Source organism: Azospirillum sp. TSO22-1 (assembly GCF_003116015.1).
GTDB lineage: Bacteria > Pseudomonadota > Alphaproteobacteria > Azospirillales > Azospirillaceae > Azospirillum.
In genome coordinates, this window is the sequence record NZ_LGQZ01000010.1 from 1 (window position 1) to 13962 (window position 13962).

Sequence of the window (13962 nt, forward strand, 5' to 3'; positions counted from 1 at the left end):
GGGTGGGGGGTGATGCTGCTGGCCTGGCTGCCCTGCCCGCCGATCTCGCGGATCGAGGCGGAGAGCTGTTCGGAGGCCGAGGCGACGGTCTGAGCGTTGCTCAGCGCCTGCGCGGCGGCGGCGGCGACGTCCTGCGCGTTGCTGCCGACTCGGGATGCCGACTCCGCCATCTGGCCGGAGTTGGCGTCCATCGCCTGGGTGTGCTGGGCGACGCGCTCGACGGCGTCGCGGCTCTCGCGCTCGACCGTCTCGGCCATCATCTCCAGCGCGCGGTGTTTCTGCTCCTCGGCCTCCTCGCGCTGGCGCTCCTGCTCGGCGCGCAGGCGCTCGGCCTCGGCCATGCCGTCGCGGAAGACGACCACGGCGCGCGCCATGTTGCCGATCTCGTCGCCGCGGCCGGTGCCGTCGATGGGGGCGTTCAGGTCGCCGCACGACAGCGCGTCCATCGCCCGCTTCAGCGTGCCCAGCGGCCGCAGCAGCCGGCGCAGCAAAAGGTAGCCCGGGAACGCCAGCACCACCGCGAAGCCGGCCACGCCCAGCGCCGCCAGCCGCATGTTGCCGTTGAAGCTCTGGAAGACGACGCTCTTCTTGATGCCGACGTAGAGGATGCCGACGACCTGTCCGTTGCGGTCCTTCAGCGGGTCGTAGGCGGCGAAGTAGTCTTCGCCGAGGATCTGCACGACGCCGCGGTACGGCACGCCCTGGCGGAGCACGGCGTCGTAGGCCGGGCCGGCGGCCAGCTTGGTGCCGATGGCGCGGCTGCCGTCGTCCTTCAGCACGTTGGTGGCGACGCGGGTGTCGCCCTGGAACAGGGTGGCGGTGCCGCCGGTGATCTGCTTGATGTTGTCGACGATCTCGTAATTCTCGTTCAGCACGGCGTCGCCGCGCTTCAGCTTGCCGTCGGCGATGGCGAAGTCGCCGCCCAGGCGGTTCAAGGCGCTCCAGGCGATCTGCATGGACAGCGTCTGCATGTCCACCGCCTGCCGCTCCAGGTCGCGGGCCAGCACCTGGCCGATGACGATCAGCACCGCGGCGCTGAGCAGCAGCATGCCGGCGAGGTTGAGGATCGTGACCTTGGTCGAGATGGAGATCCGGGAGATCAGCTGCATGATGGCGCCACACCGTTCCGCATATGCCCTATCGGCAGGGGAATACGGACCCTAACAGAACCATCGGTACGCGCATAGCTGGATTGCCGGTAAAATTCGCGTCAAATTGCTGCGAGACGAGCGTGAAAAGCGGGGGCCGGTGCAGGTCCGGCCCCCGCGCCGCGTGCGTTACTGCTTGACGGTGCCGCTGCCCTGGTTGCGGCTGCGGTTGTACGACACCGCGTTGTCGCCGTACTTGAATTCGGGCATTGCCTTGGCCTGGGCCTCGGTCACCTGCTTGGCGACCAGGCGGTCGCCCTCCATGCCGAGCAGGGTGTAGTCGATGGCGAAGCTCTTGCCGCCGATGCCGAGCAGGCCGCCGCGCTCGATCACCGCCAGTTGCGCCTTGCCGGTCTGCGGGTCGAGGATGATGTCTTCGACCGAGCCGATCTTATTGCCCTCGGCGCCGTAGACGTCCTTGCCCATCATGTGGTCGAGCGAGGCGGCGGTGCCCATACCCGCCTTGTCGCCGACGGCGTTCGGCGCCATGGACGGGTTCTGCTGCTGCTGGGTGATGCCCTGCTGGGTGGCGCTGTTCGGCTGCTGGGCGGGGTTCGTCTGCGCCATGGCGCCGGTGGCGGCCATCAGGGTGGCCACCGCGCCGAGGAGAAGCGTGCGCTTCATCGTCTGTCTCCTTTGGGGTGCGTGGAAACGCGTGCGGACGGCACCCCCGGCACCGCCCGTCGTCACCCCGCCAACCTTACGGAGACGGTAAAGGTTCCGCTCAGCGCGTCTCGTAGACCCGCATGCCGGCGCTGCCGCCGAACAGCACCACCTGGTACGGGTCCTTGGCGCCGGTCTCCATGCCCGGCGAGCCCTGCGGCATGCCCGGCACCGCCAGGCCCTTGGCGGCCGGGCGTTCGCGCAGCAGGCGGGCGACGCTGTCGGCCGGGACGTGGCCCTCCAGCACGTAGCCGTCCACCTCCGCCGTGTGGCAGGACTGCAGCCGCTCCGGCACGCCCAGGCGCGCCTTCACAGGGTCCACGTCGTCCACCACGTGCACGGTCACCGGGAAGCCGGCGTTGCGCATGTGGTCCACCCAGCCGCCGCAGCAGCCGCAGCTTGCCGCCTTCCACACCGTCACCGCCGGTGCGGCGTCGGCCGGGGAGGTCATCCCGCGCAGCAGCGCCAGCGCACCGCCGGCGGCCACCGTGCCCAGCAGGGCGGTCATCAGCGTCCGTCGCGACATCGTCATGGTCGTGCACCTCTCGAATGCTGGTGCGACGGTAATGGCCCGGCGTGGTGGCCGCCTTGATCAAGCTCAAGTACATCCCGTCCGAACGGGGGGTATGCTGCAACGCTGAAGCTAAGCCTATTGATATAGGCTGATTGTCTCGGTATCTCTGGACGGTTCCCCACGGGATTCCCTCTGCATGTGGCAGACCTACGGCCAAGCCCTGTTCTACGCGCTGGCGTTCTCCGGCGTCGCCTTCGGCATCGCCAGACTGGTGGTCGTCGTGGGCGAGCGGATGATCGAGCAGAAGCACGGCTCGCTGGGTGTGCGCGACATGCTGGTGCGCCGCGCCCGGCTGGAGCAGGGGCTGGAGGCGCGCCGCGAGGAACGCCGCAAGGAGATCAAGGCGGTCCACGACGCGACCAGCGAGGTGGCGCGCCGCCGCGGCCAGCTGGAGCGGCAGGTCGCCGACCTGCTGCGCAGCGGCGAGCGGGTGGTCCACCTGATCGGCGAGGAGGTCAAGGGCCTGCACTGTTTCCACGCCCAGGTGCTGAACAAGTACGTTGGCTCCGCCGCGCAGACCCAGCACGCCTTCATCGACGCCCGCTGGGCGCAGCCGCAGGACATGGAGATCTGGGCGCCGGCGCTGGCCGACGCGCGCAAGATGATCGAGGCGCGCTACCCGCCGGCCTTCGGCTACCACATCGTCTCGCTGTTCGAGGTGGGCACCCCGGCGGCCGGGGAGGGCAAGGCGGCATGATGGCGTTCGTCTTCGCCGGCATGGTCGGCGCCACCGCGATGGCCTTCGCCATGAGCCAGGCGACCAAGCGCCTGCGCGAGACCGCGGCGATGATCGACAAGGCGCAGGCGCGCCGGCAGCAGCAGGTCGAGCGCATCAAGCGCGCCGCCCGCCAGACCCTCGGCCTCCGGCGCGAGCTGACCGCCGCCAGGCGCCGCAAGACCGCCATGGAGTTCGCCTGCGAGGAGCTGGAAGAGCGGCTGCGCGCGCTGGGCGCGGTGGATCGGCGCATCTTCGTGCTCGACGACCGGCACACGCAGAACGACCTGGGCTGGCTGGTGAGGATCTCCAACGCTTCCTACGCCGAGAAGGTCAACGCCAACCTGGAGCGCCCGGCGCTCGACAGCTGGAAGCGGGGCCGGCGCTTTCTGGTGTGGGGTCTGGACGAGCACAAGGCGCGCGAGAAGGTGGCCGCCCGCTTCCCGCACGCGAAGGGCTTCACCATCCAGTCCATCGAGCCGCGGGCGGAGTAGGGCGGCAAAAAAAAACCGTCACGCTCCCGCCGTGTCCACTTTTTTGTCCACCTCTTGTCAACGATTTGGCCCGACCATCGTTATGAAGGGTCAAGGAGGTGTCCGCATGGATCTGCTTGTGTTCGGTGCGACGATGGGGCTGGCGCTCGCCGGCATGGTGGTGGCCGCCGGCTCGCGGAACCTGAAGCCGGTGCGCATCCGCACCCGGGACCGGCGGCGCGTTCGCCGCTGATCCTCACTGCTTCTTCCTCACCGCTTTTCCAGGTCGCGGAAGGCGCGGTTCAGTTCGTACTCCTTGGAGGCGACGTAGGCCTCCAGGCCGACGACGCGCTTCTCGACGTCGCGGAAGCGCTGCGCCAGCCCGGCGAGCGAGCGGTCGGGCTTGATGGCGACGGTACGCCAGAACTCCTCGTCCTCCTGCGAGCGGTACAGCCGCTCCGGCCGCGGCGGCAGCGCCAGCGCGGCGATGACGTAGGCGATCAGCACCGGCACGCTGAAGACGAACACCCCGATCACCACGGCCAGGCGGATCAGGAACGACTGGATCCCGAAATAGTCGGCGATGCCCGCGCACACGCCGGCGACGTAGCCGTTCCGCGGATTGCGGTACAGTCGGTGCGGGTTCGGTGAGTCAAATGGAGATGGCCCCGAATTTCGATTGTCTTGGGTCATGACGGCCCCTCCCTTCAGACCTTGGCGCGCCAGCCCGGCGCCTCGGCGTCGAGCACGCGTTCCAGCGTGTGGATGCGGGTTTCCAGACGGTTGGCGGTGTCCCACAGCTCGGCCAGCAGCCGTTCGTCCTGGGCGGACAGGCCGCGCTGGGTGCGCCATTTGGTGACGTAGTGGAAGACGATCCACACCGGGAGCACGACGGTGACGAGGAGGATCGACAGCACGAAGCCGAAGAAGCCCATGGCGGATTGAGCCTTTGGTTGGGTCGGTCGACGCAGATGTGAGGATGGTCGCGCCCGGAAAAAGAGGCCCCCACCCCGGTGAACAGCGGGGGATAACCAGGGAGGGGGCGAGGGATCCTTACGAGCCCTTGCGGGCCGCGACGCGGGCCTTCAGCGCGGCGAGTTCCTCGTCGAGCTTGTGGGTGGCCTCAAGCTCGGCGATCTCCTCGGCGACCGACTTGCGGCGGCCCAGGTCGTGCGCCTCGACGCGGCCTTCCAGCTCGTCCAGGTTCCGTTCCACCTGCTCGAAGCGTGACAATGCCTCGTTGATGCGGTCGTCGTTCAGGCGCTCGCGCACCTTGACGCGGTTGGCGGCGGTCTTGGTGCGCGCCACCAGCGCCTTCTCGCGGTTCTTGGCGTCGGTCAGCTTGGCCTGCAGACGGCCGATGTCGTCGTTGGCCTTGGCCAGCGCCGCCTCGACCTGGATCAGCTGCTCGGTCAGCGTGTCGACCTCCTCGGCGGCGCGGGTGCGCAGGCGCAGCGCCTCCTTGGCAAGGTCCTCGCGGTCGCGGCCCAGCGCGATCTCGGCCTTGCGCTCCCACTCGTCGCGCTCGCGGGTGAGATCGCCGACACGGCGCTCGATCTCCTTCTTCTCCGCGATGATCTTGACGGTGGAGGAGCGCACCTCGACCAGCGTGTCCTCCATTTCCTGGATGATCAGGCGGATCAGCTTCTCCGGCTCCTCGGCGCGGTCGAGCAGCGCGTTGATGTTGGACTGCACGATGTCCGTCAGGCGCGAAAAGATGCTCATGGGGATCGGTCCTTACCCGAGGATGGCGCCGGCGACGATGCCGGCGAAGAAGAACAGCCAGGACTCGGTCGGCCGGCTGCGCAGGTAGGCGCGCACCCGCGCCAGCGTGTCGGACCAGTCCGGGCGGCGATGGGTGCGATAACGGTCGGTGGTGTCGCTCATAGCGGTCTCCTTGACGTGCACCCTCCATCGCAACCGCCGTGCCAGACGCCGGACTCCAGGGATTCCTTGATCTGCGACGATGATGTGCTTAGCTGTATTGGCGAGATATTGGTTTATTCCACGAATTCATCGCCGATCTCACCATGATGCCCGTTAGCCCGCCGCCGCTGATCGGCCAGTCGCCGGCCTTCCAGGCCGCGCTGGCGCACGTCTCGCGGGTGGCGCCGCTGGAGCGGCCGGTGCTGGTGATCGGCGAGCGCGGCACCGGCAAGGAGCTGATCGCCGCCCGCCTGCACTACCTGTCGCGGCGCTGGGACCGGCCCTTCGTCAAGGTGAACTGCGCAGCACTCCCGGAGACGCTGCTGGATTCCGAGCTGTTCGGCCACGAGGCGGGGGCCTTCACCGGCGCCACCCGCCGCCACACCGGCCGGGTCGAGCAGGCGGACGGCGGCACCCTGTTCCTCGACGAACTGGCGACCTCCAGCGCCGCCGTTCAGGAAAAGCTGCTGCGCGCCGTCGAGTATGGCGAGATCGAGCGGGTCGGGGGCCGCACGCAGACGGTGGACGTGCGCGTGGTGGGCGCCACCAACGCCGACCTGCCGGCGCTGGCCGAGGCCGGCCGCTTCCGCGCCGATCTGCTGGACCGCCTCGCCTTCGACGTGGTGCATCTGCCGCCGCTGCGGTCGCGGCCGGAGGACATCCCGGTGCTGGCCGAGCATTTCGCGCTGGGCATGGTGCGCGAACTGGACCGGCCGCTGTTCCCCGGCTTCACGCCGCGGGCGCTGGACGACCTGCGCGGGCACGGTTGGCCCGGCAACGTGCGCGAGCTGCGCAACGCGGTGGAGCGCTCGGTGGCGGCGGCCGATCCCGACGCGCCGGTGGACGCCATCGTGCTGGATCCCTTCCGCCCGGCGTGGCGCCCGCCGCCGCCGGCCCCCGCGGCCGATCCGCCGGAGGATCCCGGCGGCCCGTTCCTGGAGCGCGTGACGGCGTTCGAGACGGCGATGCTCAAGGCGGCGCTGGAGCGCAACCGCTTCAACCAGCGCCGCACCGCCGACGACCTCGGCCTGAGCTACCACCAGCTGCGCGGCTACCTGCGCAAGTACGGGCTGGTCGGGTGAGAGGGCCGCGATCCCAAAATCCACGCGGTGACAGCGATAAACACGGAGACACAGAGACACGGAGGAACACAGAGGAAATCCGTCTCTGTGTTCCTCCGTGTCTCTGTGTCTCTGTGGTAAATCCTGGCGTCGCGAGGATTTCCCCCTCTCCCATCGAAGGAGAGGGGCTTGATGCTGTTACGCCGCGCGCCCGGACAGCCGCGTCAGCATGGTGCCCAGCGCCCGGATGGCGCGATCGTCCGGATCGCGGAAACGGACGTGCAGGCGGCCGGAGGAGATCGAGCAGACCTCGAAGCGCACCTCCAGCCCGAACTCCGCCACATACAGGATGCCGGTCTGGCCGACGTCGGTGCCGGCGAACCCGGCCAGGGTGGCGCCGCCCTCCGAGATGTCGCTGAGCGTGCCGCGCTGCTCGCCGGTCGCCGTGCGGACGGTGCAGGCGGTGTTGCAGCGGTAGCGCGCCGACATGCGGCGGTCGGTCTCCTTGGTCGAGGTGCGCACCACGCGCACCAGCACCTGGCGCAGCGTCTGGATGCCCTCGGACACCTCGTCGGAGGTGGAGTGCACGCCGACCGCCTGGCCGCGCGTCTCGTCGGCGTCGCGCGATACCGAGGAGATCAGCGAGGCCACCTCCTGCGCCGCGGCGCTGGTCTCGGCGACGTTGCGGCTGATTTCCTGGGTGGCGGCGGCCTGCTCCTCCATGGCGGCGGCGATGGAGGCGGAGATGTGGTCGATGTCGCCGATGGTGCGGCCGATGCCCGACACCGCGGCCACCGCGTCGCGGGTGGCGGCCTGGATCTCCTGGATCTGGCGGGTGATCTCCTCGGTCGAGCGCGCCGTCTGGTTGGCGAGGTTCTTCACCTCGCCGGCCACCACGGCGAAGCCCTTGCCGGCCTCGCCCGCCCGCGCCGCCTCGATGGTGGCGTTGAGCGCCAGCAGGTTGGTCTGCGCCGCGATGTCCTGGATCAGCCCGGCGACCTCGCCGATGCGGCCGACCGCGTCGGACAGCGAGACGATGGCCTGCTCCGACTGCTTGCTGTCGCCCACCGCCGACTTGGTGACCGAGCCGGCGTGCGCCACCTGGCCGGTGATCTCGCGGATCGAAGCGGCGAGCTGCTCGGTGGCGGCGGCGACCGCCTGGGCGTTGGCCAGCGCCTCCTCGGCCGCGGCGGCCACGCCCTGCGAGTGCTGGCTGACCCGGTCGGCGGAATTGGCCATGGTGTCGGCGCCCTGCGCCATGGCGCGGGTGCGCATCGCCACCTGTTCCACCGCGGCGCCGGCCTCCGTCTCGACGGTGTTGGCCATCTCCAGCAGCGCCTTGCGGCGGTCCTCGGCGGCCTGACGCTCGCGCTCGGCGCGTTCCTGGATCGAGTAGGCGATGGTTGCCTTCATGGTGCGCAGCAGCGCGCTCAGGCGGCGGAACTCCGGCGTGGCGGCGGTCTCCACCTCGTGCATCAGCTCGCCGCGGGCGACGTGGTCGAGATGGTCCTCGAAGCGGCGCAGCGGTGTGCGCACGGTGGCCACCAGCGCCGCCGCCAGCGCGCCGGCCAGCGCCAGCGCGCCGGCCGCCGCTCCGACCGCGGCCATGCCGTCCAGCGCCGAGGCGCCGGCCCAGGCCAGCAGCGTGCCCATCAGCGCGAAGGCGCCGACCGTCCGTCCGGCGACGCTGGCGCACAGGTCGTCCAGGCGGGCCCGGATGCCCTTCGACGCCACCACGCCCTCGCGCACCGTCAGGTTGCCGGCGCGCCCGGTGCGGAACAGCTCGTAGATCCGTTCGGCCTCGGCGATCTGGGCGCGCGACGGCTTGGAGCGGATGGAGATGTAGCCGGTGATCTGGCCGTTCTCGAGGGTCGGCGTGACGTTGGCGCGCACCCAGTAGTGGTCGCCGGACTTCGTGCGGTTCTTGACCAGCCCTTCCCAGGGCCGCCCGGCCTTGATGGTGGCCCACAGGTCGGCGAAGGCGCCGGCCGGCATGTGGGGGTGACGCAGGATGTTGTGCGGCGCGCCGATCAGCTCCTCCTCGGAGAAGCCGCTGATATCGACGAACGTCTTGTTGACGAAGGTGATCTTGCCCTTGGGATCGGTGCGCGACACGATCAGGTCGCCGTCACCCAGTTCCACTTCCCGGTTGGTGATGGGGCCGTTGTCGCGCACGCTGCAATCCTCCGCCGATGAGCCTGGCCGATGGTGATACCACCTATTCGTTAACGGAGACAGCTGAGCATTTGAGACAATTTGGCGCAGATTTCTGCGTGCGGCCCGAATCTTGACAACAACCCTATGTCTGCGCTGCCCTTTTCCCATCGGCAGCGGGGAGCGAGCGCCATGCCCGAAATGACGGCCGCCTGGGTGCGGCAATCCGCGCACGACCTGGAGCACGCCCACGCCGCGCTGGCGGCGGGGCACCATGACTGGGCCTGCCTCGCCGCCGCGGAGGCGGCGGGCAAGGCGATCAAGGCGGTGCTGGTGGCGCACGACGGCCGGGTCCTGGGACAGCAGAACCTGCTCCTGCTGCTCGGCCGGGTGCGGGACGAGGCGGGAATGGTGGTGTCCGAGGACCTGATGGAGGACGGACACATCCTGATGTCCGCGCTGGCCGTGCTGAGCGGCCAGTGCAGCTACGAAGGCGTGGCGCCGTTCGAGCTGGTCACGCGTACCCAGGCCGAGGGCGCGGTCGCGGCGGCGGAGCGGATCCGTGCGTGCATGGCGGCGGCACCCGCCGCGCCGGCGTCGTAGCTTCTTTCTGTCGGGAAGCTCTCGCTCACGCGCTCCTGTGGCCCGTCTCCAGGGCGTTGACCCGATCCTCGAGGGCCTTCAGGCGGTCGGCGAGGCTGTCGGCCGCCAGTTGCTCGCCGGCGAGCCAGGAGAGCAGGCGTGCCGCCGTGATCCCCCCCTCACGCAGGGCGCGCGCGGTCTCGCGCAGGGCGCGTCGTGTCTCTGGGCAGGCCGGGACCCTCAAGCTCATCGTCGGTGTAACACCCATGTAGCACACACCCTGCCTTCATCTTGCAGATCAGAACAAACCAAAACGTAGTGTCTGTGATACAGCGGGGCCAATTCAAAGACCTGAATACTAGTCTCGTGATACAGGCTGTGTTTCGCTGGCCGCACTTTGCAATGCTAGCTAACGTTACCGAAAATGGGAATCGGAATCAAACCGAAACCTTTTGATTGCGTTGTAAGAACGATTGCGCGGGATGGTGAAGGGGCTGGCATTGGACCTTCGCGGAAGCGTCCTTCAGTGCCGGATGCGGCGAGGTGTCTATGAACGATGGGCCGCCGGGGCGGGATTTTCTTGTCCTGCCCGACAGCACCTCTCCAGGCTCCGTCACGGCGGCCTTCGACGGGGGCTTGTCGCCGGCATCGACGCGTCTTGCCTTCCGCCCGCGAACACCACAGGGTAGCGGTTCTGATTCGCGGCGGGAGTGCGGGTGTTGGTGACGGACGTGGTGCCTGGAAAGGGTTTCAATGACCATCCTTGAGACCGACGTCGTGGTGATCGGCGCCGGCCCGGCCGGGCTGATGGCGGCCGAGGTGATCGCCGGCAGCGGCCGTTCCGTCGCCGTGTTCGAGCGCATGCCCTCGCCGGCGCGCAAGCTGCTGCTGGCCGGGCGCGGCGGGCTGAACCTGACGCATTCCGAACCGCTGGACTCCTTCGTCGGCCGCTACGGCGAGAGCGCCGGGTTCTTCGCGGACTGCCTCGCCGGCTTCACGCCGGACGACCTGCGCGCCTGGGCGGCGGGACTGGGAATCGAGACCTTCGTCGGCTCCAGCGGCCGGGTGTTTCCCACGGGGATGAAGGCGTCCACGCTGGTGCGCGCGTGGCTGCGCCGTCTGGCCGGGCTCGGCGTGACGCTGCACGCCCGGCACCGCTGGCTGGGCTGGGGCGAGGACGGCGCGCTGCGCGTCTCCGGGCCCGACGGCGCTCCCGTCGCCGTGACGGCCAGGGCGGTGGTGCTGGCGCTGGGCGGGGCGAGTTGGCCGCGCACCGGTTCCGACGGCGCCTGGACCGGGATCCTGCAGGCCTGCGGCATCGACGTGGCGCCGCTGCGCCCGTCCAACATGGGCGTCGAGGTGCCGTGGTCGGAGCACCTGCGCACCCGCTTCGCCGGCGAGCCGGTGAAGAGCGTCGCGCTGTCCTTCGGCGAGCGTCGGGTGAAGGGCGAGTTCGTCGTCACCGAGACCGGCATCGAGGGCGGCGCCGTCTACGCGCTCAGCGCGCCGATCCGCGATGCCATCGAGCGCGACGGCTGGGCGGCGCTGACCATCGACCTGATGCCGGAGCGCCGCGAGGAGGACCTGCGCAAGCGCCTGCGCGGGCGCGGGGCGGAATCGCTGTCCACCTTCCTGAAGAAGGCGCTGAACCTGACCGGCGTGCGCGCCGCCCTGCTGCGCGAGTTCGCGCCGGTGGCCGACCTGTCCGACCCTGCGGCGCTGGCCGGGCACATCAAGGCGCTTTCGGTGCCGCTGACCGCCGTGCGTCCCGTCGAGCGCGCCATCTCCTCGGCCGGCGGCGTGCGCTTCGACGCGGTGGACGACCGGCTGATGCTGACCGGCCTGCCGGGCGTCTTCGTCGCCGGCGAGATGCTGGACTGGGAGGCGCCGACCGGCGGCTACCTGCTGCAGGGCTGCTTCGCGACGGGGGTGAAGGCGGGGAAGGGCGTGGTGGACTGGCTGGGCGCAGCCTAATCCATCGTCTCCGCCATCGACCGGGTGTTCTTCACCAGGATCCGCAGCAGCGCCCGGATGAAGGGATCGGCCTTCTCCAGCTTCTCGCGGAAGGCCGCGGGCGGGATGACGAGGCAGACCGTGGTCTCGGCCGCGATGGCGTCGGCCATGCGCGGGCTGTTGTCGATCAGCGCCATCTCGCCGAAGATGCCGCCCGGCCTGACCGCGCCGAGCAACCGGCGGCTCGCCCCCTGGCCTCGGAAGATCTCCACCTTGCCGGACTGCACCACGTAGGCGCAGCCGGGCGGGTCGCCCTCGCGGAAGAGGAAGGCGCCCTCCTCGAAGCGGCGGGGCGGGAACGCCTTGGGTTCGAAGGCCGGCGGCGACACGCGCGCCCCCGTCACCGGGTGTGGCTGGGCAGGTCGGCGCGGACCACCGGCGCGCCGGGCGCCGAGGCGCCGCCGAGCAGCCGGTCGATCAGCCCGCCGATGCCGCCGCCCCCACCGCCACCGCCGGACGGTGCCGGCTTGCCGTGCGCCGGCTCGCCCGCCGGCAGCGGGGCGGCGGCGACGTAGGCCGGGCCGGCGACGCCGTCCATGCCGGGCAGCGGCCGCGGCGGCAGGCCGGCGTGGGCGTCGGCCATGAAGGCGTGCCACAGCTTGGCAGGCAGGCTGCCGCCGGTGACGCGCTTCATCTCGGCGTTGTTGTCGTTGCCCAGCCAGACGCCGGCCACCAGGTCGGCGGTGAAGCCCATGAACCAGGCGTCGTGGTAGTCCTGCGTGGTGCCGGTCTTGCCGGCCACCGGGCGGTCGAGCTTCGCCGACTTGCCGGTGCCGACTTCCACCACGCCGGTCATCATGCGGACCAGCTGTCCCACCTGCGCCGGATCGGCCACCGGGTCGGCGCCGCCGCCCTGGCGGCGGTAGAGCACGTTGCCCTGGCGGTCGGTGATCTCGGTGATGGCGTAGGGCAGCACCGGCACGCCGCGGTTGGCGAGGCCGGCGTAGGCGCGCGTCAGTTCCAGCAGCGTCACCTCGCTGGTGCCCAGCGCCAGCGACAGGTCGCGCCCGAGCGGCGAGCCGACGCCGAACGAGGCCGCCAGCTGCCGCACCCGGTCCACGCCGACCCGCTCGATCAGGCGGACGGTGCCGACGTTGGAGGAATGCGCGAGCGCGGTGGCCAGCGTGACGCTGCCGCGGAACTTGCCCTCGTAGTTGCTCGGCGCCCAGGTGCCGATGCGCAGCGGCGTGTCCTCGATGGTGCTGTCCGGGCTCCAGCCCTGCTGCAGGGCGGCGAGGTAGACGAACGGCTTGAAGGACGAGCCCGGCTGCCGGCGCGCCTGGGTGGCGCGGTTGAACTCGCTGGCGTCGTAGTCGCGGCCGCCGACCAGTGCGCGCACCGCGCCGTCCGGCGCCATGGCGACCACCGCGGCCTGCCCGACGTTCTGCTGCGCGCCGGGGCCGGTCAGGATCTCCTGCACCCGGTTCTCGGCGGCGCGCTGCATCTTGAGGTCCAACGTCGTCCTCACCACCACGTCGCCGTGCTCGGCGCCGATGAAGCCGTTGACCAGTTCGGTCACCCAGTCGGCGAAGTAGCGGCCGTCGCCGCCCGGCTTGCGCTTCGGCGCCGGCGGGGTGGACTTGGCGACCTCCAGTTCCTGCGCGGTGATGAAGCCGCCGTCCACCATGGCGCCCATCACCACCTTGGCGCGCTCCGCCGCCTCGTCGGGGTTGGCGCTGGGGGCGTAGCGCGACGGCGCCTTGAGCAGCCCGGCGATGATCGCCGCCTCGCGCACGTCCACCTGCGTCGCCGGCTTGCCGAAATAGGTGCGCGCCGCGGCGTCGACGCCGTAGGTGCCGGCCCCCAGGTAGACGCGGTTCAGGTAGGCGGTGAGGATCTGGTCCTTGCTGAAGCGGCGCTCCAGCCACAGCGCCAGCATCGCCTCCTGGATCTTGCGCCTGAGCGACTTCTCCGCCGTCAGGAACAGGTTCTTGGCGAGCTGCTGGGTGATGGTCGAGCCGCCCTGCACCGCCCGCCCGGACCGCCAATTGACGTAGACCGCGCGCGCCAGGCCGATCGGATCGATACCGAAATGGTAATAGAAGCGCCGGTCCTCGATCGCCAGCACGGCGTTGACGAGGTGCGGCGGCAGTTCCTTGACGGTCAGCACGGTGCCGTGCAGGTCGCCGAAGCGGGCGAACTCGGTACCGTCGCCGGCCAGCACGATGACCGCCGGCCGCCGCTCGGCCTGTGCCACGGCGCCGATGTCCGGCAGGTCGTAGGCGAAGTAGGCGAGCACAGCGCCCGCCGCCATGCCGCCCCAGATCCCCGCCACCACCGTCCAGGTGCCCAGCGTGCGCAGCCAGGAGCGCCGGCGCGCCGCCGGCTTCGGCTTCTGTGCCTTGGGGCGCGGCGGGGGCGGCGGCTGGTGGCCTCCGGAGGGGCGCTCCGGCTTCGGCCGCTTGGCGCGGCGGGTCAGCTTGAGCTTGGGGAGTTTCGGCAGCTTCGGCTTGGGCAGGCGGAGCGGCTTGTCCTCCTCGTGCGAGTGGACGGGACGCAATCCCGCAAACAGTTCGTCCGACCGGTTCGATGTCACGGCGCTGCCGCTGCCTTTCCGTCAACCCACCCCGGCGTGATATACGCCGCACCCGCGCTGCGCGAAAGAGGTGGGCTACCCCGTCCGAGTTTTGTCCCCGGAACGTGGCGAAACGGT

Annotated in this window: 17 protein-coding genes; 6 read left to right on the top strand and 11 right to left on the bottom strand. The window is 70.3% G+C overall.

Features of this window, described 5'->3' with window-relative positions; genetic code table 11:
• The 3 genes from TSO221_RS02545 to TSO221_RS02555 all read right to left on the bottom strand — a co-directional run.
• Positions 1-1109, bottom strand: a 1109-nt coding sequence (locus TSO221_RS02545; RefSeq protein WP_146208680.1) for a cache domain-containing protein, incomplete at its 3' end; no start/stop codon positions are given.
• A 168-nt stretch (positions 1110-1277) separates the two neighbouring features.
• A complete protein-coding gene (locus TSO221_RS02550; protein WP_109116917.1) occupies positions 1278-1772 on the bottom strand; it encodes a PRC-barrel domain-containing protein in 495 nt (164 codons plus the stop codon).
• Between the two features lie 100 nt (positions 1773-1872).
• Positions 1873-2343 (bottom strand): DUF411 domain-containing protein, encoded by a 471-nt coding sequence (locus tag TSO221_RS02555; protein ID WP_109116918.1) that lies wholly within the window; start codon positions 2341-2343, stop codon positions 1873-1875.
• Between the two features lie 178 nt (positions 2344-2521).
• Between TSO221_RS02555 and TSO221_RS02560 the strand changes: the two genes are divergently transcribed.
• The 3 genes from TSO221_RS02560 to TSO221_RS36755 all read left to right on the top strand — a co-directional run bounded on the left by TSO221_RS02560 (position 2522) and on the right by TSO221_RS36755 (position 3826).
• Positions 2522-3082: a hypothetical protein gene (locus TSO221_RS02560; RefSeq protein WP_109116919.1), complete on the top strand. Its 561-nt coding sequence runs from the start codon at positions 2522-2524 to the stop codon at positions 3080-3082.
• Positions 3079-3594: a hypothetical protein gene (locus TSO221_RS02565; protein ID WP_109116920.1), complete on the top strand. Its 516-nt coding sequence runs from the start codon at positions 3079-3081 to the stop codon at positions 3592-3594. Before TSO221_RS02560 ends, TSO221_RS02565 begins: the two co-directional genes overlap by 4 nt.
• 106 nt (positions 3595-3700) lie before the next feature.
• The gene (locus TSO221_RS36755) at positions 3701-3826 is read left to right on the top strand and encodes a hypothetical protein (RefSeq protein ID WP_282187700.1); all 126 of its coding nucleotides are present in this window, start codon (positions 3701-3703) and stop codon (positions 3824-3826) included.
• A gap of 17 nt (positions 3827-3843) precedes the next feature.
• Here TSO221_RS36755 and pspC read toward each other — a convergent pair whose 3' ends face one another.
• The 4 genes from pspC to TSO221_RS35860 form a co-directional block, all read right to left on the bottom strand.
• Entirely contained in the window at positions 3844-4266 is a 423-nt protein-coding gene (pspC, locus tag TSO221_RS02570; protein WP_109116921.1) for an envelope stress response membrane protein PspC, read from the bottom strand.
• A 14-nt stretch (positions 4267-4280) separates the two neighbouring features.
• On the bottom strand, positions 4281-4508 hold the full coding sequence (gene pspB / locus TSO221_RS02575) for an envelope stress response membrane protein PspB (protein WP_109116922.1): 228 nt from the start codon (positions 4506-4508) through the stop codon (positions 4281-4283).
• 118 nt (positions 4509-4626) lie between these two features.
• Positions 4627-5298 carry a phage shock protein PspA gene (pspA, locus tag TSO221_RS02580; RefSeq protein WP_109116923.1) on the bottom strand — a complete coding sequence of 224 codons (672 nt, stop codon included), beginning with the start codon at positions 5296-5298 and terminating at the stop codon, positions 4627-4629.
• A gap of 12 nt (positions 5299-5310) precedes the next feature.
• Positions 5311-5460, bottom strand: a complete 150-nt coding sequence (locus TSO221_RS35860) for a hypothetical protein (protein ID WP_199229364.1) — start codon at positions 5458-5460, stop codon at positions 5311-5313.
• A 146-nt stretch (positions 5461-5606) separates the two neighbouring features.
• Here TSO221_RS35860 and TSO221_RS02585 point away from each other — a divergent pair, with 146 nt between their 5' ends.
• Positions 5607-6581, top strand: coding sequence for a sigma 54-interacting transcriptional regulator (locus tag TSO221_RS02585; protein ID WP_109116978.1), 975 nt, complete (start codon positions 5607-5609; stop codon positions 6579-6581).
• 177 nt (positions 6582-6758) lie between these two features.
• Here the strand turns inward: TSO221_RS02585 and TSO221_RS02590 are convergent, their stop codons facing one another.
• Positions 6759-8735: a methyl-accepting chemotaxis protein gene (locus tag TSO221_RS02590; protein WP_158283972.1), complete on the bottom strand. Its 1977-nt coding sequence runs from the start codon at positions 8733-8735 to the stop codon at positions 6759-6761.
• Between the two features lie 171 nt (positions 8736-8906).
• On the opposite strand from TSO221_RS02590, the gene TSO221_RS02595 reads away from it, so the two are divergent.
• Positions 8907-9317, top strand: a complete 411-nt coding sequence (locus TSO221_RS02595) for a HEPN domain-containing protein (protein WP_158283973.1) — start codon at positions 8907-8909, stop codon at positions 9315-9317.
• A gap of 25 nt (positions 9318-9342) precedes the next feature.
• Here the strand turns inward: TSO221_RS02595 and TSO221_RS02600 are convergent, their stop codons facing one another.
• Positions 9343-9546: a hypothetical protein gene (locus TSO221_RS02600; RefSeq protein ID WP_109116925.1), complete on the bottom strand. Its 204-nt coding sequence runs from the start codon at positions 9544-9546 to the stop codon at positions 9343-9345.
• Positions 9547-10049: 503 nt separating this feature from the next.
• Here TSO221_RS02600 and TSO221_RS02605 point away from each other — a divergent pair.
• On the top strand, positions 10050-11270 hold the full coding sequence (locus tag TSO221_RS02605; protein WP_109116926.1) for a TIGR03862 family flavoprotein: 1221 nt from the start codon (positions 10050-10052) through the stop codon (positions 11268-11270).
• Here the strand turns inward: TSO221_RS02605 and TSO221_RS02610 are convergent.
• Both TSO221_RS02610 and TSO221_RS02615 read right to left on the bottom strand, forming a co-directional pair.
• A complete protein-coding gene (locus tag TSO221_RS02610) occupies positions 11267-11638 on the bottom strand; it encodes a cyclic nucleotide-binding domain-containing protein (protein ID WP_109116927.1) in 372 nt (123 codons plus the stop codon). The genes TSO221_RS02605 and TSO221_RS02610 overlap by 4 nt on opposite strands.
• Positions 11639-11649: 11 nt before the next feature.
• The gene (locus TSO221_RS02615; protein ID WP_109116928.1) at positions 11650-13845 is read right to left on the bottom strand and encodes a penicillin-binding protein 1A; all 2196 of its coding nucleotides are present in this window, start codon (positions 13843-13845) and stop codon (positions 11650-11652) included.
• Positions 13846-13962 lie beyond the last annotated feature (117 nt).

Coding starts and splice junctions, on each gene's coding strand:
- pspC (WP_109116921.1), bottom strand. CDS start 4,266: ATGACCCAAGACAATCGAAATTCGGGGCCATCTCCATTTGACTCACCG.
- pspA (WP_109116923.1), bottom strand. CDS start 5,298: ATGAGCATCTTTTCGCGCCTGACGGACATCGTGCAGTCCAACATCAAC.
- pspB (WP_109116922.1), bottom strand. CDS start 4,508: ATGGGCTTCTTCGGCTTCGTGCTGTCGATCCTCCTCGTCACCGTCGTG.
- TSO221_RS02555 (WP_109116918.1), bottom strand. CDS start 2,343: ATGACGATGTCGCGACGGACGCTGATGACCGCCCTGCTGGGCACGGTG.
- TSO221_RS02600 (WP_109116925.1), bottom strand. CDS start 9,546: ATGAGCTTGAGGGTCCCGGCCTGCCCAGAGACACGACGCGCCCTGCGC.
- TSO221_RS02595 (WP_158283973.1), top strand. CDS start 8,907: ATGCCCGAAATGACGGCCGCCTGGGTGCGGCAATCCGCGCACGACCTG.
- TSO221_RS02560 (WP_109116919.1), top strand. CDS start 2,522: ATGTGGCAGACCTACGGCCAAGCCCTGTTCTACGCGCTGGCGTTCTCC.
- TSO221_RS02550 (WP_109116917.1), bottom strand. CDS start 1,772: ATGAAGCGCACGCTTCTCCTCGGCGCGGTGGCCACCCTGATGGCCGCC.
- TSO221_RS02565 (WP_109116920.1), top strand. CDS start 3,079: ATGATGGCGTTCGTCTTCGCCGGCATGGTCGGCGCCACCGCGATGGCC.
- TSO221_RS36755 (WP_282187700.1), top strand. CDS start 3,701: ATGGATCTGCTTGTGTTCGGTGCGACGATGGGGCTGGCGCTCGCCGGC.
- TSO221_RS02585 (WP_109116978.1), top strand. CDS start 5,607: ATGCCCGTTAGCCCGCCGCCGCTGATCGGCCAGTCGCCGGCCTTCCAG.
- TSO221_RS35860 (WP_199229364.1), bottom strand. CDS start 5,460: ATGAGCGACACCACCGACCGTTATCGCACCCATCGCCGCCCGGACTGG.
- TSO221_RS02605 (WP_109116926.1), top strand. CDS start 10,050: ATGACCATCCTTGAGACCGACGTCGTGGTGATCGGCGCCGGCCCGGCC.